Origin of the sequence: Methylorubrum pseudosasae, assembly GCF_029504475.1 — a bacterium.
GTDB classification, from domain to species: Bacteria; Pseudomonadota; Alphaproteobacteria; order Rhizobiales; family Beijerinckiaceae; genus Methylobacterium; species Methylobacterium extorquens.
This window is the reverse complement of sequence record NZ_JAQGDU010000002.1, coordinates 2,391,741-2,409,451: the sequence shown is the minus strand read 5'-3', so window position 1 is coordinate 2,409,451 and position 17,711 is coordinate 2,391,741. Positions and strand designations below refer to the sequence as shown.

9 protein-coding genes are annotated in these 17,711 nt (G+C 67.7%); 5 read left to right on the top strand and 4 right to left on the bottom strand.

All coding sequences use genetic code 11. From position 1 onward, the window contains the following. Nucleotides 1-2: 2 nt before the first annotated feature. Together M2437_RS12195 and M2437_RS12190 are read right to left on the bottom strand one after the other, a co-directional pair. Nucleotides 3-2,360 carry a TonB-dependent siderophore receptor gene (locus M2437_RS12195; protein WP_253387557.1) on the bottom strand — a complete coding sequence of 786 codons (2,358 nt, stop codon included), beginning with the start codon at nucleotides 2,358-2,360 and terminating at the stop codon, nucleotides 3-5. Nucleotides 2,361-2,601: 241 nt separating this feature from the next. Further along, entirely contained in the window at nucleotides 2,602-2,880 is a 279-nt protein-coding gene (locus tag M2437_RS12190; protein ID WP_003602343.1) for a hypothetical protein, read from the bottom strand. A gap of 646 nt (nucleotides 2,881-3,526) precedes the next feature. Between M2437_RS12190 and M2437_RS12185 the strand changes: the two genes are divergently transcribed. The 5 genes from M2437_RS12185 (at nucleotide 3,527) to M2437_RS12165 (ending at nucleotide 15,089) form a co-directional block, all read left to right on the top strand. Then, nucleotides 3,527-3,718, top strand: coding sequence for a hypothetical protein (locus M2437_RS12185; protein WP_003602341.1), 192 nt, complete (start codon nucleotides 3,527-3,529; stop codon nucleotides 3,716-3,718). 513 nt (nucleotides 3,719-4,231) lie between these two features. Beyond that, the gene (locus M2437_RS12180) at nucleotides 4,232-9,793 is read left to right on the top strand and encodes a malectin domain-containing carbohydrate-binding protein (protein ID WP_253387556.1); all 5,562 of its coding nucleotides are present in this window, start codon (nucleotides 4,232-4,234) and stop codon (nucleotides 9,791-9,793) included. Nucleotides 9,794-9,870: 77 nt separating this feature from the next. Beyond that, on the top strand, nucleotides 9,871-11,394 hold the full coding sequence (locus M2437_RS12175) for a phosphomannomutase/phosphoglucomutase (protein WP_253387555.1): 1,524 nt from the start codon (nucleotides 9,871-9,873) through the stop codon (nucleotides 11,392-11,394). A gap of 410 nt (nucleotides 11,395-11,804) precedes the next feature. After that, a complete protein-coding gene (locus M2437_RS12170; protein WP_253387554.1) occupies nucleotides 11,805-13,286 on the top strand; it encodes a calcium-binding protein in 1,482 nt (493 codons plus the stop codon). A gap of 375 nt (nucleotides 13,287-13,661) precedes the next feature. Further along, nucleotides 13,662-15,089 carry a calcium-binding protein gene (locus M2437_RS12165; RefSeq protein WP_253387553.1) on the top strand — a complete coding sequence of 476 codons (1,428 nt, stop codon included), beginning with the start codon at nucleotides 13,662-13,664 and terminating at the stop codon, nucleotides 15,087-15,089. 153 nt (nucleotides 15,090-15,242) lie between these two features. On the opposite strand, the gene M2437_RS12160 is transcribed toward M2437_RS12165, so the two are convergent. Both M2437_RS12160 and M2437_RS12155 read right to left on the bottom strand, forming a co-directional pair. Then, entirely contained in the window at nucleotides 15,243-15,500 is a 258-nt protein-coding gene (locus M2437_RS12160) for a hypothetical protein (RefSeq protein WP_253387552.1), read from the bottom strand. Next, a complete protein-coding gene (locus M2437_RS12155) occupies nucleotides 15,500-17,704 on the bottom strand; it encodes a GumC family protein (protein ID WP_253387551.1) in 2,205 nt (734 codons plus the stop codon). The genes M2437_RS12160 and M2437_RS12155 overlap by 1 nt, the downstream gene beginning before the upstream one ends. Nucleotides 17,705-17,711: the final 7 nt, after the last annotated feature.

Below are 17,711 nucleotides of genomic sequence, written 5' to 3'. Positions count from 1 at the left end.
TCCTACCAGCGATAGCGCAGGGTTGCATAGACGGTCGCCGGCAGGCCGTAATAGCAACTGGTGTAGCCGTTGCAGCCGCTGACGTAGCGCTCGTCGAGGAGGTTGTTGGCGTTCAGCTGCATCGAGAAGCCCTGGAGCGTCGCGTCGAGGTACTTCAGGTCATAGTTGAGCGTGGCGTCGACGAGCACGCTGGCCGGCACCTTGAAGGTGTTGGCCGCATCGCCCCAGGACGGCCCGAGGTAGCGCACGCCGCCGCCGACTTCGAGGCCGAGGAGCGGCCCCTCGCTGAAGCGGTAGGTCGCCAGCAGCGAGGCGGTGGAATCCGGCACCAGAACCGGGCTGCGCCCCTGGAGCGGCACCGTCTGACCGGGGGTCAGGTCGTTGGCGGTTCGGCCGTCGTCGCGGACGTTGCGGATATCGAGGAGCGAGAAGCCGCCGACCAGGGTGACGCCCTCGGTCAGGTTCACCCGCGCCTCGAACTCCATGCCCTGCACCCCGACCTGTCCGGTCTGGACGACGAAGGCGCTGCCGTTCACCGGGTCCGCGGTCGTACGGTTCGACTGGCGGATATCGAAGAAGGCCGCGGTGAGCAGGATGTCGGTGCCGGGCGGCTGGTACTTGATGCCGGCCTCGTACTGGTCGCTCGATTGCGGATCGGGCACGCGCCCGACGGTGCCGAAGGCCGGATCGAACACGCGGCCCGCGACGATCGGCTCGAAGGCCTGGCTGTAGGACACGTACGGCGCCACGCCCGAATCGAACAGGTAGAGCAGGCTCGCCCGGCCGGTGAAGGCGTCGGCCGGTGCGTTCTGGAGCGTCAGGGTGCTCGGTCTGCCGGCAGCGAAGGAGCGGGTCGGCCCGGTCTGGCGCGCGACGTCGTAGCGCCCGCCCAGCGTCAGCACGAGACGGTCGAACTTAGCCTGATCCTGGAAGTACACGCCGGTCTGCTGCGCATCGACCCGCGAGACCGTGTTGAAGGCCGGGACCGCGATATTCATGTTGTAGTTCGGCGCCAGCACGTTCAGGTCCGGCGCATCCGGGAACGGGGAGCCGCTCGTCCGGGTGCTGAAGGTGCGGTGATCGACGCCGAGCAGCGCGGTGTGGGCGATGAAGCCGGTGTCGAAGTTGGCGACGAAGTTGCTGTCCATCGTGTAGGCTTCCGCCGCCACGTTGGTGCCGATGACCGCGCGCGGGATCAGCGGGCCGCTGGCGAAGGGGCCGTTGCGGGGATTGAAGGCGCTGTAGACGCTGCGGTAGTCGCCCTGCGTGCGCAGGTAGCGCCCGGCCGAGTGGAAGCGCAGGTTCTCGCTGAAGCGGTGATCGAACAGGTACTCGATCGAGGCCTGGGTCCGGTCCGAGCGCTCGATGCCGCGGTCGCCGTCGTAGAAGTTCACCGGCAGGCGGCCGATGATGCCGTTGCCGAAGTTGCGCGGGAACACCGTGCCCACTGCCGGGAAGCCGCCGTAGAAGCCCGAGAACGGATCGCGCTGGTAGTTGCCGATGATCGTGAGCTGGGTGTCGGCGGAAGGGCGCCACGACAGGCTCGGGTTGATCAGCGCGCGCTCGACCCGGGTCGTGTCCACGGGGCCGTCGCCGTTCCAGCCGAAGCCGACGATGCGGTAGGCGAACTGGTCGGCGAGCCAGGGCACGTCCGATTGGATCGGGCCGCCGACATCGACGCCGCCGCGCACCTCGCTGAATCCGCCGCCCTGGACGAAGACCTCGCCGTGGCGGACGAATTGCGGAACCTTCGACACGAGGTTGACGATGCCGCCCGGGCCCGACTGCCCGTAGAGCACCGAGGCCGGGCCCTTGATGACGTCGATGCGTTCCAGCCGGTAGGGCTCGATCGTGGCGTTGGCGTCGCGTCCGCCGATCAGCGCCATGCCGTCGAGGAAGACCGGCGCGTTGAAGCCGCGGATCAGGAACTGCTCCAGCCGGGTCGAGCCGGCGCCGCCGCGCTGCTCGGTGGTGACGCTCGGGGTGTAGCGCAGCGCTTGGTTGATGCTGAGCGCGTTCTGGTCCTCGATCTGCTTGCGGCCGATGACGGAGATCGACTGGGCCGTCTCCAGGATCGGCGTGTCGGTCTTGGTCGCGACGGTGCTGCGGCTGGCCACATAGCCCGGCACGGCGCCCTGGGCGCCGCCGGGGCCGTACAGTGCGCCGCCGAGCGTGGCGCCGCGGCCTTCGCCGGTCACGCTCAACTCGGACAGCTCGACGGCGCCGGCCGCCTCCTGTGCGAGGCCCGGCACGGCGAGGCCGAACAGGGCCGTTCCCGACAGGAAGGTCGAGGCGAGCAGGCGCGCGATTTGGCCCGCACGCGGAGCCGGCCGAGCAGAAACGGCGCGATCTTCGAACATCTTTTCCGGTACGCTTTTAACTTAGGTTATAAAAACCTAAGAGGACACAACGAGTTGTGCCTGCGTATGACAAACACCGAATGATGCATGCAAGATCTATGTTTTATAACTGTTATAAATACAAATACTTGAACGCTCGATCCTGTTTGCGCGCAACCATTTTTACTATCTGATATTTTCCTGTGCTGTTGCGGTTCTGCATCGGTCACATCGGTTCGGATAACCGTCTCGGGACGACACGCTACAGACCGGTTCGGTCCGCTTCGCCCAAGAGCTGCCGGCGATGGACCGGATCCCAGATCCCCTCGAAGACCGGAGCCGGGCCTTTCAGCGCCTCGGGGGCCGGCATCACCGCGGCCGGAGCGATCGGCTGCTCCAGAATGGGAGCAAGGGACAGCGCGGCCGCAAGGGTGCCGATCACGCACAGGGCCGTGATCGCCCAGCGCGGCGCATTCCAGCTATGAAGAAGCACGGATCCGGCCGCGAGGAGCGCGGCGGTTCCGACGAGTTTGGGAAACATCGACGGCTCATTCGATACGACTCGGCCCCCCGGTGCGAGCGGGATGCCAGCGTGCTCTGTGCCAAATCGGGACGCAGGCCGGATTTCGCGCCCTGTTCCAGCGGGAGGTCGCCGGCCCGACGAGAGCCGCATCCGACCTGATGGCATCACGCTTGCGTCTCTAAGTCATTGCTTGAGACCGCTTTTTCTCAGAACTGGAGTCCGCTGCGCCGGAAAGCGCTTGAGGGCACTCGATCACTGCCGAGACGCGATGTCGCGACGGAGCGCCGGGCATGGCCCGCAAGGCGGCCCACGATCTGGCGCAATAGTGATCGGTCTCACCGGTGTCTTGAACCATATTTCATGTTAGGGGCGCGCAACGGTTCCACGATCCCAGGTGATCGGGAGGCGAACCCATTCGGCGAGGGAGGCCGACCCTAATGACGAGCATGCTGACCGTGATGGCTCTTCTTCTTGCCCCCGTGGGGGCTCTTGCGTTCGGCGCCTGGGCGTTCGGGCGTCTTCGTTCCGCGTCCTGACGCACGGCATCGCCGCCCGCTCGAGCGGGCGGCGGCGCTCCGAGGCGACGTCCTGCCGATTTCTGACACAAAACGGCATCACCGATGGGGCATCGTGGCACGCGTGCCGGCGAAGGGAGATCCTGCGCATGACGATTCTGCTTCGGTTCGCGCGTGGCCTTGCATCCGCAGCGCGCCATGTTGCCCGCCTCTCGCCGAAGGTGATTCCGCTCGCGCTCGTCTCGGTGATCGGCCTCTCGGCCGACCGGACGGCGAAGGCCGACCGCGACGGCGATGGCGACGAGACGACCCGCTCCATCGTCTACCGCCACTACATCTGAGCCCATCCCGGCCGCCGGCCACGCGAAAAAGCGGCCCGCCCACCTTGGGTGCGAGGCTCGGCCGGCGCTCGGCGATCCCGGCTCGCGCAATCCTCTGCCGGTGACGCCTCGGTCCCCCCGACGAAAGCCGCGTCGCGTGCCACGGATCGAGCGGGCCGGAACCAAGCGGAATGCCGACAGGGACGACGCGGGCGGCCCCCCGGCAGACGCCGTGAATCCGAGGCCGTGCCCGAGAACCCGCACGCATCGTCCGGAGCCCATTCGGCGAGACGATGCCCAAATGCTCCGCGCCCGGCATGGTGCAATCGAGAACGCCTCTTACTCCTTGTTCCGAGGCCTGCTCTTTCGCTGAACTGGTATCCACTTCGGTGGAGAGCGCCCTAGCCCGGAAGAGCGCCGCGGAATACCGCTGCGCGCATGAAGCCCGGATCCGGCGCGGATACGGTCGGCCCCAAGTCTGATGTTGATTCTGATGTTGAGCCTGATCTCAAGTCTGGCGCGAGGGGGATGACCATGGCCGACGTCACGTTTTCTCAGTCAACACTTGCCGGTTACTCGGGGCTGGCCTCGGCTCTGCAATGGGGTCCGGACGGACGGCTCTACGTCGCCGAGCGGTTCGGCAGCATCAAGGCCCTGACGGTCGCGCAGCAGGACAACGGCTACGTCGTCACCAACACGGAAACGATCGACCTCATCCTCAACCTGCCCAACCACAACGACGACGGCACGCTGAATGCGAGCCTGAAGGAGCGGCAGGTCACCGGCATCCTCGTCACCGGCACCGCCGACAACCCCGTCCTCTACGTCACCTCGAGCGACCCGCGCATCGGCGCCGGCAATGGCGGCGAGGACACCAATCTCGACACCAATTCCTCGATCATCTCGCGCCTCACCTTCGATTCCGTGACCGATACGTGGAAGAAGGTCGATCTCGTGCGCGGCCTGCCCCGCTCGGAGGAGAACCACTCTGCCAATGGCATGGCGATCTCGCCCGACGGCAAGACGCTCTACGTGGCGGTGGGCGGCAACACCAATGCCGGCGCGCCCTCCAACAACTTCGCCGGCCTGCCGGAATTCGCCTACGCGGCGGCCGTGCTCAAGGTCGATCTCACAGCGCTCGACGCCATGACGCTGAAGAACCCGAACGGGCTCAACCCCTACCTCTACGACCTGCCGACCCTCGACGACCCCTACCGCCCCAATAACGGGACGGCCGGCAACGAGAACCCGGACGGCTCGGATGTCAGCGGCCCGTTCGGCGGGCGCGACGGGTTCAACATGGCCAAGATCACCGCCGACAGCCCGGTGCAGATCTACTCGCCCGGCTACCGCAACGCCTACGACGTGCTGCTGACCTCCGACGGCAAGATGTTCACCTACGACAACGGCGCCAACAATGGCTGGGGCGGGCGCCCGTCGGATGCCGCCGGCAACGTCGTGACCAACCAGAACCAGATCCCGCTCAACACGGCCGACCAGGACGGCGGCACCAAGCGGCTCAACTACGATCAGCTCCACGAGATCACGGGGGAGGGCTATTACGGCGGCCACCCCAACCTCGTGCGGGCGGTGGGCGGCCAAGCCGGCTGGCTGCTGACGCCGGGGGCGGGTGTCACGGGTGCGACCTTCCTGCCCCACGGCAGCGCCGGCCTGCCCGCCGATTTCGACTCGGTGATCCCGGCCGGCACCGCCGACCCGCGCGAGAGCGTGTTCTTCGAGGGCGGCATCAGCGATGGGGCGCTCGATACCGGCCAGGGCTCGCTCAACGGGCTGGCCGAATACACCGCCTCGACCACCTGGGCGACGGCCGACGGCGGCACCACGAGCATCAAGGGCGCGATCCTCGTCACGGATCTGGCGGGCTATCTCCACATCATCCCGCGCAACGCCTCGGGCGGGGTCGACACCGCTGTCGGCGCCGCGGGCCAGATCGTGGCGGCGGACAAGCAGGTCGTGCCGATGGGCGGCGGCGCCCCGCTCGGCATCGACGCGGTCGGCGACGGCAAGCCGTTCGCCGGCACCGTCTGGGTCACGACCCTGGCCGACGGCAACATCAAGGTGCTGACCCCGGGCCCCACCAACCCGCAGAACCTCGATCTCGACGGCGACGGGATCAACAACACGCTCGACCCCTTCGCCCTCGACCCCGACAACGGCACCGCGGGCACCGACGTGATCTCCGGCGGCGAAACGGTCGTGTTCAACTTCGAATCCGGCTCGCTTCCCGGCACCTTCGGCGGCAGCGGGCTCACCGGTGCGATGATCAACGGGCTCGACCCGTTCCTCGACGGCGGCCTCTACACCTCGGCCAACATCATCGCGGGCGGCGCGGGCGGCGTCATCCAGTTGAAGAACGTGCAGGAGGGCGACTTCACGGAAGGCAACAACACCCTCAAGGACGCGTTGCAGGCCGGCGTCACCTTCGATGACAGCGTGGCGACCGCCAACGTCACCATGACGATGGCGAACTGGATTCCGAACGCCACGAGCAACGGCGGCTTCCCCTCGGCGGGCCTGCAGATCGGCACGGGAGACCAGGACAACTTCATCAAGCTGGTGCTCGGCGGGCGCGGCGAGAGTGCGGGGGGCAAGTATACCAGCGCGATCTTCGAGACCTCGATGGAGAATCTCGGCGTTGCCCAGACCAGTGCGGTCACCAACAACGCGCTCCTGAGTGCGACGAGCGCGAGCTGGGTGCAACTGCGCCTCGCGGTCAATCTCGAGACCAACACGGTGACGCCGTACTGGCGCTTCGGCACCGGTGCGGTCTCCTCCGCCACCGATGCGAACGCCGCCTTCACCGCCGGCGCCAGCCTGAGCGTGCCGAGCGGCAGCGCGCTGCTGAAGGCGATCCAGGGCGACTACACCGTCGGCGGCAAGGCGAGCGGGATGGCGGTGGGCCTGCTCGCCACCTCCAACGACGGCGAGGCCTTCACCGCCGATTTCGATGGGGTCACCATCACCACCACCGCCAAATCGGGCACCACGAACCCGGTCGTCGCGGCGATCAACACCGGCGGCGGGGCGCTGACGCAGGACGGGATCGGCTTCTCGGCCGACCAGTACTTCACCGGCGGCGCCACCTTCATCGACAGCACCGGCGGCAACGGCCTGCAATCGGCCTTCACCAACACCGTCTACCAGACCGAGCGCTACGGCAATTTCAGCTACGCGATCCCCGTGGCCAGCACGAGCCAAGCCTACACGGTCGAGCTGCGCTTCGGCGAATTGTGGTGGAGCAATCCGGGCCAGCGCGTCTTCGACGTCACGCTCGAAGGCCAGACCATCCTCAACGACCTCGACATCCTGGCCCAGACCGGCAGCTTCAACACACCCTACACCTACGTCTCGGGCCCAATCACGGCAGGCGCCAACGGCACGCTCGACCTGCAATTCGCCAACGGCATCGACAACGCCAAGCTCAGCGGCATCGTCGTGCGGCAAGTGAGCGGGGGCGGCGGCACCGACATGACCAAGCCGACGGTCGGGCCCTTCACGGTCCAGGCGCCCGTGGCGGGGGACGCGAGTGCCAGCGTCACGGTGGTCTATAACGACGCCTCGGGCATCAACCTCGCCAGCATCACCGAGGCCGACATCGCGGTGACGGGCCCCGGCGCGACCGGGGCGATCACGCTGCAATCCAAGACGAGCACCAGCGCGACCTCGGCCACCGCCACCTACATCGTCGCCGCCCCCACCGGGGGCTGGACCAACGGCCAGTACACCGCCACCGTCAAGACCGGCGAGGTGTCCGATGCGAGCCCGGCGGCCAACACCAACCTCGCGGCCTCCCAGCTCTTCTCGGTCCAGACCAGCAGCGCGGGCGGGATCGTCGCGGCGATCAATGCCGGCGGCGCGGCGCTGATCCAGGACGGGATCAGCTTTTCGGCCGACCAGTACTTCACCGGCGGCGCCACCTTCATCGACAGCACCGGCGGCAATGGCCTGCAATCGGTCTTCACCAACACCGTCTACCAGACCGAACGCTATGGCAATTTCAGCTACGCGATCCCCGTGGCCAGCACGAGCCAGGCCTATACGGTCGAGCTGCGCTTCGGCGAACTCTGGTGGAGCAACCCGGGCCAGCGCGTCTTCGACGTCACGCTCGAAGGCCAGACCGTCCTCAACGACCTCGACATCCTGGCCCAGACCGGCAGCTTCAACACGCCCTACAGCTACGTCTCCGGCCCGATCACGGCGGGCGCCAACGGCACGCTCGACCTGCAATTTGCCAACGGCGTCGACAACGCCAAGCTCAGCGGCATCATCGTGCGGCAGGCGAACGGCGGCGGGAACGTCGACACGACGGGACCGTCGGTGGCCGGCCCCTTCGTGATCCAGGGGCCATCGACCCCGACCGCGAGTGCCAGCGTCACGGTGATCTACAACGACGCCTCGGGGATCAATCTCGACAGCATCGGGGCGAGCGACATCACGATGACGGGTGCCGGTCCGGTCGGGGCGATCACGCTTCAATCGAAGGCGGCTACGAGTGCCACCTCGGCCACCGCCACTTATCTGGTCGCCGCGCCAGCCGGCGGTTGGATTGGTGGGGAGTACATCACCACCGTGAAGGCTGGGGAAATCGCCGATGCAAGTCCCGCCGGGAACACCAACGCCGCCTCCGGCCAAGGCTCGTCGTTCCAACCGAATGTTCCGGTTGGGATCGTCGCGGCGATCAATGCGGGCGGAGGCGCGGTGAGTCAGGACGGGATCAGCTTCTCGGCGGACCAGTACTTCACCGGCGGCGCCACCTTCGCCGACGGCACGGGTGGCAATGGCCTGCAGACGGCCTTCGGCGGCACCGTTTACCAGACCGAGCGCTACGGCAATTTCAGCTACGCCATCCCCGTCGCCAGCACGACGCAGTCCTACACGGTCGAGCTGCGCTTCGCCGAACTCTGGTGGAGCAATCCCGGCCAGCGGGTGTTCGACGTCACGTTCGAAGGCCAGACCATCCTCAACGATCTCGACATCGTGGCCCAGACCGGCAACTTCAACACGCCCTATACCTTCGTCTCGGGCCCGGTCATCGCGGGCGCCAACGGCACGCTCGACCTGCAGTTCATCAACGGCCTGGACAACGCCAAGCTGAGCGGCATCGTCGTGCGGCAGGTGACCGGCGGCGCCGACGCGACGGCGCCGACCATCGGCTCCTTCGATGTCGCGGCGCCCGTCTCCGCCGCGGGCCAAGCGAGCGTGACGGTGGTCTACAACGACACCTCGGGAATCGATCTCGCCAGCATCGGGGCGAGCGATCTCGCGGTGACGGGAGCAGGCGCGGTCGGGGCGATCAGCCTGCAATCGAAGGCGACGTTGAGCGCCACCTCGGCCACCGCCACCTACCTCGTCGCCGCGCCGGCGGGCGGCTGGGCCGACGGGTCGTACACCGCCACGGTGAAAGCCGGGGAGGTCGCCGACGCGAGCCCCTCCCTCAACACCAACGCCGCCACCTCGCACGCCTTCACCATCGACGTGACGCCCGGTGCCGACACCCTCGTCATGGCCATCAATTCCGGCGGGGCAGCCCATACCCGTGCGGACGGGACGGTGTTCGAGGCCGATACGGCGGCCGCCCCCCACCGCTTCTACGTTGCCGGCCAGGACGGGAACGCGACCTATTCCGACGGCGATCCGATCGCCGGCACCACCGACGACGCGCTCTATCAGAACCAGCGCTTCGGCTGGGCCAGCGCCTCGACCACGGATGCCGACGACGGACGCTTCGGCTACGCGATCAAGAACGCGGATGGCAGCGCACTGGCCTCCGGCTCCTACGAGGTGATCCTGCACTTTGCCGAGATCTACAATCAGCCCGACGATCCGGGAGGCCTCAGCGGGGCAGGCCAGCGCCAGTTCAACCTCGGCATCGAGGGCACCACGGTCGCCAACTACGACATCTGGGCGGCGGCAACGGCGGGGGCGACCGCGACGACCCTGACGCGGACGGTCTCGGTCACCGACGGGACGCTCGACCTCGCCTTCTGGCAGGGGGCGGCCGAGAATCCGACCGTGGCGGCGATCGAGGTGTGGAAGGTCAATCCCGCCTCGGTTCAAGACAGCCTCTTGGTCTAAACTCTCAACCGATTTCCAGCTTCTCTTCCGGCGGCGTGCGGCCTCCCGTCCGCCGCCGCCCTCGCGAAAGGTCTGTCATGTCCTTCGATTCCTCCAAGGCCTTTCCCACGCCCGTTCCGAAGCTTGAGCCGAACACCTTCGCCTTCGAGCAGTTGCCGATGGTCAAGCCCACCGGCTTTCGCGAGTACGACGCCCGCTGGCTGTTCCCGCAGGAGATCAACCTGATGGGCGTCCAGGCGCTCGGCCTCGGCCTCGGCACGCTGATCCATGAGCGCGGCGTGCGCCCCGACATCGTCACCGGCCATGACTTTCGCGCCTACTCCGCCTCGATCAAGCTCGCGCTGATCGCCGGGATGCAGGCGGCGGGGCTGCGAGTGAAGGATATCGGGCTCGCGCTCTCGCCGATGGCCTATTTCGGCCAGTTCGCCCTCGATTGCCCCTGCGTGGCCATGGTCACCGCCTCGCATAACGACAACGGCTGGACCGGCGTGAAGATGGGCGCCGAGCGCCCCATGACTTTCGGCCCCGACGAGATGGGCCGCCTCAAGGAGATCGTCACCACGGGCGCGTTCCAGTACCGCGACGGCGGCGCCTACGAATTCGTCTCCGACTTCGCTCAGATCTATCTCGACGACCTCGTCGCGCGCGCCAAACCCGTCTCGCGAAAGCTGAAGGTCGTGGCCGCCTGCGGCAACGGCACGGCCGGCGCCTTCGCCCCTGCGCTCCTGGAGCGACTCGGCGTCGAGGTGATCCCGCTCGATGTCGAGCCGGATCACAGCTTCCCGCGCTACAACCCCAACCCCGAGGACATGGCGATGCTGCACGCCATCGCCGACAAGGTGCGCGAGACCGGCGCCGATGTCGGCCTCGGCTTCGACGGCGACGGCGACCGCTGCGGCGTGGTCGATGACGAGGGCGAGGAGATCTTCGCCGACAAGATCGGCGTCATGCTGGCCCGCGACCTGTCGAAGCTTCACCCGAACGCGACCTTCGTGGTCGACGTGAAATCGACCGGCCTCTACGCCGCCGATCCCGAGTTGCAGGCCCGCGGCGTGCGCACCGATTACTGGAAGACGGGCCATTCCTACATCAAGCGCCGGGTCAACGAACTCTCGGCGCTCGCCGGCTTCGAGAAGTCGGGCCACTTCTTCTTCAACGCGCCGGTCGGTCGCGGCTACGACGACGGACTTCTGACCGCGATGGCGGTGATCGAGATGCTCGACCGCAATCCGGGGCAGACCATGGCCGACCTCTACCGGGCGCTGCCGAAGACCTGGGGCTCACCGACCATGTCGCCGCATTGCGCCGACGAGGTGAAGTACGGCGTGGTCGAGGCGGTGACCGAGCGGTTCCGGGCGCTCGAGGCGGCGGGCGAGCCGGTGGGCGGCCATCCCATCACCAGTCTCGTGACGGTCAACGGCGTGCGCGTGACCACCGCCGACGGCACCTGGGGGCTGGTGCGGGCCTCCTCGAACAAGCCGGAACTCGTCGTGGTGGTCGAGAGCCCGGTCTCCGAAGCGCGGCTTCGCGAGATGTTCGCGGCGGTGGATGGGGTGCTGCGCCAGCACCCGGAAGTGGGCGCCTACAACCAGACGATTTGACCACACCTCTGACCGAAGAGGCGCGTGATAACGGTTCCGGCTGATCACCTCGTTGATGGGTGCGTGTCCCCTCGCCCCGCGTGCGGATAGGGGGGAGCGCCGGCTCGCCGAACCCATCACCCGAAGACCGTAAGAAGGCATGATTCGGGGAGGAGGACCTTTGGCAGCCGGCCTGGCGATACCCAGGCCGGCCGATCAAGCGTGGCCGTTCGGCAACAAACCGTTGTCTGTCAGAAAATTTCTGACAAAGACCCGCGAGAAAACAGCATTAAGCTGAACCGTTTTCGTCGGCCCATACCTCGTGGGGAGTAGTCCTCACGGGGTACGTTGCAGATTTACGCAATCGATCTGCTCGCTAACATTCTTTAGTCCCCCGCTCCGTTGCGATCATCGCATCTCAAGGAGCAATCATGCCTGCGGGCCAAACCTATAGCACCACCCCCATCCGCACGACGTACGACGGACAGGTTATCGAAAATCTGGATCTCTGGGTCTCCGACGGCGACGCCATCCGCGTCGATCACGACAACGTCGTCATCCGCAACGTCACCATTCACCATGCCGACGGCAACGGTATCGTCGTCGAGGACGTCAGCGGCGTCACCGTCCAGAACAGCCTCATCGTCAATTCCGATCCGCCCACGGGCAACGGGGGCGAGACCGATGCGGAGACCACCGGCATCCGGGTCGTCAACGCGTCCGGCTTCACCGCCTCGCACGTGACCCTGCAGGACAGCGGCACCGGCATCTATCTCGGCCAGTCCCCGAACGCGAAGCTCTCCTACATCGAGGGCCACAACTTCCACGGGCCGTTCCCCGGTGGTCAGCTCGTTCAGTTCTACCAGTCGCCGAACGGCAGCCTCTCGGATTTCGCTGTCACCAACGATGCGAGCCACTCGCATGTCGAGGACAACGTCTCGATCATCGACAGCCAGAACGTCTCGATCGCCAACGGCGTGATCGACGGCAACAACTCGCCGAGCGGTGCCGGCGTGATGTTCGAGGGTAATTCGCAGGGTGGCCACGTCCAGAACGTCGACGTGATCCACATGAGTAATGGCGGCTTCTCGTCTTACTCGGACGACGTGTCCTTCGTCGACACCCGCTCCTTCGACAACGATGCCGGCGACCAGGGCCGCGGCGCGTCGCTGTCGAACGGGCTGATCTGGAACGCGACCGGCCACAACGTCACGATCGAGGACTCGACCTACACGGACCCAGGGGTCGCCAACAACATCGTCTGGGGAACCTCCTCGGCCGGCGCGGACGTGTCGGCAGCGCCCTCGGCCACGCCGATGACGCCGATCCACAACGTGTTCGACGGGACGGCGACCGATAGCACGCCGGTTGCGACCCCAGTGCCGACTCCTGCCCCGACTCCTGCCCCGACGCCTGCGCCGACCCCGGCCCCGACTCCGGCGCCGTCCCCGACGGCCCCGACGGCCACGGCCCCGGCCGGCACGGGCATCGACCGGGACGGCACGGCGTCCTCCGAGACGATGACCGGCTCGCGCTTCGCCGACGACCTCGACGGGCGGGGCGGCAACGACACGCTCAACGGGCTCGCCGGCGACGACCGCCTCTACGGCGGGGCCGGCAACGACCGGCTCGACGGCGGCAGCGGCACCGACCACCTCTGGGGCGGCACCGGCGCGGACCACTTCGTGTTCAAGGCCGGCAACGGCACCGACTGGGTCGAGGACTTCCAGCTCAGCGGCACCGCGCAGGACGTCGTCGAAGTGAGCAAGGCGATGTTCGGTTCGTTCAACGCCCTGCTCTCCGCGGCCCATGATGTCGGCTCCGATGTCGCCATCACCTCGGGCGCCGACACGCTGTGGCTCGCCGACGTTCACAAGGCGCAGCTCTCGGCCGGCGACTTCCTGTTCGTCTGAGCATTTCCCGCAAAGCGTCCGGTGCACCGTCGGTCCGAAGGGACGCGGGCGGGTCGCCGGATGCTGCGCGGGGCAGGCTCTAAGCGCCTTGCCGGTCGTGGCCGCGGGATCCTCCGCGGCCCCGGCCGGCGGCGGCGCGCCACCGAATCGCGCTCTACCCGATCAAGCGTGGCCACATGGCCACATCGGTTGTGCGCTGCGAAAAATATCGGGCCGTGGTGGCTTGGCTAAAAGCTTTACGGTTAATGACTTCCCGGGCCGAATAGGCCGCATGGCCTAGCGCAGATTAATTACGTTGCAGATTTGCTAGGTCGATCCACTGATTCTATTCATATAGTTATTGATTTTGTTGTAATATTAACAAATGGAGCAAATATGCCCACGGGTTTGACCACAAGCACCACGCCCATCCGTACGACGCATGACGGACAGGTCATCGAAAATCTGGATCTCTGGGTCTCCGACGGCAACGCCATCCGCGTCGAGCACGACAATGTCGTCATCCGCAACGTCACCATTCATCACGCCGACGGCAACGGGATCGTCGTCGAGGATTCCAGCGGCGTCACCGTCGAGAACAGCCTGATCGTCCATTCCGATCCGCCCAACGGCAACCAGGGCCAGGCCGGCGAGGCCACGGGCATCCGGGTCGTCAATGCGCCTGATTTCACCGCTTCGCACGTGACCCTGCAGGACAGCGGCACCGGCATCTATCTCGGCCAGTCGCCCGGCGCGACGCTCTCCCACATCGAGGGCCACGACTTCCACGGGCTCTATCCGTCGGGCCAGTTCGTCCAGTTCTACCAGTCGCCGAACGGCAGCCTCTCGGATTTCGCTGTCACCAACGATCCGAACGGGTCGCATGTCGAGGACAACGTCTCGATCATCGACAGCCAGAACGTCTCGATTACCAACGGCGTGATCGACGGCAACAACTCGCCGAGCGGCGTCGGAGTGATGTTCGAGGGCAACTCGCAGGGTGGCCAGGTCCAGAACGTCGATGTGATCCACATGGGCAATGGCGGCTTCTCGTCCTATTCGGACGACGTGTCCTTCATCGACACCCGCTCCTTCGACAACATCGCCGCCGACCAGGGCCGGGGTGATCCCCTGTCCAACGCCGTCATCTGGAACGCGACCGGCGACGGCGTGTCGATCGTCGACTCGACCTACACGGACCCGGCGGTGGCCAACAACATCGCCTGGGGCCCGTCCTCGGCCGGCGCGGACGTGTCGGCAGCGCCCTCGGCCACGCCGATGACGCCGATCCACAACGTGTTCGATTGGGTGACGGGTACGGTCGGAACCGTCGTCGGAGTCGTCACGGGCGACAGCCCGGCACCGCCCCCGGTCGCCGCCTCACCCTCCGGCACCAGCCTCAACCGCGACGGCACCGCCGGGGCCGAGACGATGACCGGATCGAACGCCGCCGACGACCTCGACGGGATGGACGGCAACGACACGCTCAACGGGCTGGCCGGCGACGATGCGCTCTATGGCGGGGCCGGCAACGACCGGCTCGACGGCGGCAGCGGCACCGATCATCTCTGGGGCGGGGCCGGGGCCGACCGGTTCGCGTTCAAGGCCGGCAACGGCACCGATTGGGTCGAGGATTTCGAGACCGGCGGTTCCGCGCCCGACGCGATCGAGATCAGCCGGTCGATGTTCGGCTCGTTCGAGGCCGTCCTGGCCGCGGCGCAGGATGTCGGCACCGATGTCGCGATCCGCTCTGGATCGGACACGCTCTGGCTCGCCGACACCCAGAAGGCCGAGTTGAGCGCGGGCCATATCCTGTTCGTCTGACCGCGACACCCGCGCGGTGAGGCGGAAAGCCCATCCCTCCGCCTCATCCTGAGGGGGCCGCGCCGGCGGCCCTCGAAGGATCGTCCAGCCTCGAAGGATCGTCCGGGGATCGCGCGGGATCCGGAGGATCCTTCGAGGTCGCTTCGCAGCACCTCAGGGCGAGGTCGTGGGTGGGAAAGCCTCGACGCCCTGGCCGTGCCCGTGGCGGTGGGTGGCCAGGACCCGCTCGATCCCGGCCCGGAAGGCGGCGAGCGTGCCCAAAGGCCGGGCGCAGCCGCCGCAGGCGATGGCCGCCTCGGCGGTCGGGTCCGCCGGCCAGGTGACGGCGGGGGAGCCGCAGGCCGCGCAGGCGAAGGTCCATTCGCTCACGAGGATCGCCACCCCCGGGCTCGCTGCGGATTGCGCGCCCATCACGCGCTGTTCCGGTAGTAGTGCGAGAAGTCGCGGTAGAGCGTGCCGCGATCCGCGGCGCGGCCCTCGTGGCGCTTCAGATCGACCTTGTTCAGGACGAGCCCGGCGACCGTCAGCCCGAGCCGGCGCATATAGGCGAGACTCGCGGTGACGGCGGCCTTCTGCGTACCGTGCCACGCCACGACATGGACCACGGCGTCGGCGTGCTGGCGCAGGAGTGCGACGTCGCCCAGCAACAGCACCGGGGGCACCTCCACGAGGATGATGTCGTAGCGCTCGCGCGCCTCCCGCACGAGCATGCCGAAGGTCGGCTCGGCGTAGATGTCGTGCCCGTCCTTGAGGCCGGAGACGCGGCGGATGGTCGAGATGCGGCCCTCCGCCTCCTCGTCGTCGGCGGGCGTCTCGTGTCCGAGATTGCCGTGGCGGCCGTCCTCGATCGCCGCGCGGCGGGGCGAGCCGTCGAGGATCAGCACCCGGCGCCCCATCGCGGCGAGCGAGCGCGCCACCGAGCGGGCGACGACGGACTTGCCCTCACCGGGCATCGCCGAGGTGACGAGGACGACCTTGAGCGGCTCGCGCACCGCGACGAGTTCGGCCACCGCCGCCCGCACGGCCTCGCGGAAGAGGAGATCCTGTTCCAGGCGCTCGCCCGATTGCGCACCCACAGGCCGGTTCGGCAGCAGCGCGAGGCAGGGCAGGCCGGTCTCGGCCTCCATCTCGCCCTGGCTGCGATAGCCCCGGTCGCGGCGGTCGAGCCCGAGCGCCAGCACCGAGCCTGCGCCGGCCCCGGCGAACAGGCCGAGGCCGAGCACCAGGCCGAGGCCGGGCCCGGTGGGCAGGGTCGGCACCTTGGCCGGCGCCAGCATCTGCGCCATCACCGGCTTGAGTTCGCTCAGCGCATTGGCGGTCTGGTAGCCCTCGTCGAGGACGCGCAGGCGGTCGCGGGCGGCCGTCGCGTCGGCCTGGAGTGCGCGGAGCTTCGATTCGAGCGCCTTGCTCTCGATGAGCGAGCGACGCACGGTCGCGACCCGCGCCTCGGCCGAGGCTTCGAGCCCGCGGGCGGCGCCGAGATCGACCTCGACCAGTTTCAGCACCTCGGCCATGCGGAGCTGAAGCCGCTGCTGGAGCGCGGCGATCGAGGCCTTGAGCCGCAGCACACTGGGGTGGTTGTCGCCGGAGACGGCGGTGAGCTGCTCCAGTTCCTGGCGCAGCTTGCTGTCATCGGCCAGCATCTGCTGGATCACCGGCGAGATCGTCGTGTCGGAGGCGTTCGGCACGCCGCCAAAGCGCATCACGTCCCCGGCGCGCTGCAGCCGGGCCTCCTCCGCCAGCCGCTTGGCCGAGGCGCTGGAGAGTTCGGTGAGGGCGTCACGCAACTGCTGCTCGCGCAGGTCCACGCCCTCGCGCACCGACTCGACGAAGCCCGTGCGCTTGCGGAAGGCGTCGATCTCGCTGTCCAGCCGGGCGAGTTCGCCGCGCGAGACCTGGATCTGCTCGGCGTACCAGCGGCTCGCTCGCTCGGTGGCGAGCGAGGCCGCCTGCATCTTGCGGGCGAGATACTCGGTGGCGAAGGTGTTGGCGGTCTCTGCCGCCCGCTTCGGATCGCGGTCGCGGTAGCCGATGGTGATCAGATAGGCCTTGGCGTCGTTACCGACGGTGAGCCCGCGCAGGAGCCGCTGCGCCTGGGCGTCTCGCTCGGTCTCCTGCTGCGCGGTTTCTTCCGGACGGGTGCCGGGGAGGGCGGGCAGCGCGGCCTGAACCCGGTTCTCAAGGGCCTGCCGCAGGGAGCCGACCCATCCCGCGGAGGCCTCCTTGGCGGCAGGCCCCGCCTGGGCCGCCTGCTTGGCTTGCCCGGCGTCCTCGAGCCGGCCCGCCACGGATTGCGCGATGGCAAAGGAGCGGATGATGCGCGCCTCGCTCTCGACGACCGAAGCCGGTTCAAGGGCGATCTGCGGGCCGGACTTGCCCGTCCCGCGCACGTCCTGGGTCTGGCCGAAATCGAACTGGAGCAGCACCTCGGCGGTGTAGCTCGGCGGCAGGGCGAGCGTGGCCGCCCCCGCTGCCAGCGCCGACAGCGCGGCGATCGAGGCGATCATGATCCGGCGCCGCCAGAGCACCGCCAGGGCGTGCCCGGTGACCGCCTCGTAATGGGAGGTCAGCGATCGCCCGCCGCCGGGCGGGTCGGCTTCGTGGAACGGATCCATGGGTCAC

Coding starts and splice junctions, on each gene's coding strand:
- M2437_RS12155 (WP_253387551.1), bottom strand. CDS start 17,704: ATGGATCCGTTCCACGAAGCCGACCCGCCCGGCGGCGGGCGATCGCTG.
- M2437_RS12165 (WP_253387553.1), top strand. CDS start 13,662: ATGCCCACGGGTTTGACCACAAGCACCACGCCCATCCGTACGACGCAT.
- M2437_RS12170 (WP_253387554.1), top strand. CDS start 11,805: ATGCCTGCGGGCCAAACCTATAGCACCACCCCCATCCGCACGACGTAC.
- M2437_RS12185 (WP_003602341.1), top strand. CDS start 3,527: ATGACGATTCTGCTTCGGTTCGCGCGTGGCCTTGCATCCGCAGCGCGC.
- M2437_RS12180 (WP_253387556.1), top strand. CDS start 4,232: ATGGCCGACGTCACGTTTTCTCAGTCAACACTTGCCGGTTACTCGGGG.
- M2437_RS12195 (WP_253387557.1), bottom strand. CDS start 2,360: ATGTTCGAAGATCGCGCCGTTTCTGCTCGGCCGGCTCCGCGTGCGGGC.
- M2437_RS12175 (WP_253387555.1), top strand. CDS start 9,871: ATGTCCTTCGATTCCTCCAAGGCCTTTCCCACGCCCGTTCCGAAGCTT.
- M2437_RS12160 (WP_253387552.1), bottom strand. CDS start 15,500: ATGGGCGCGCAATCCGCAGCGAGCCCGGGGGTGGCGATCCTCGTGAGC.
- M2437_RS12190 (WP_003602343.1), bottom strand. CDS start 2,880: ATGTTTCCCAAACTCGTCGGAACCGCCGCGCTCCTCGCGGCCGGATCC.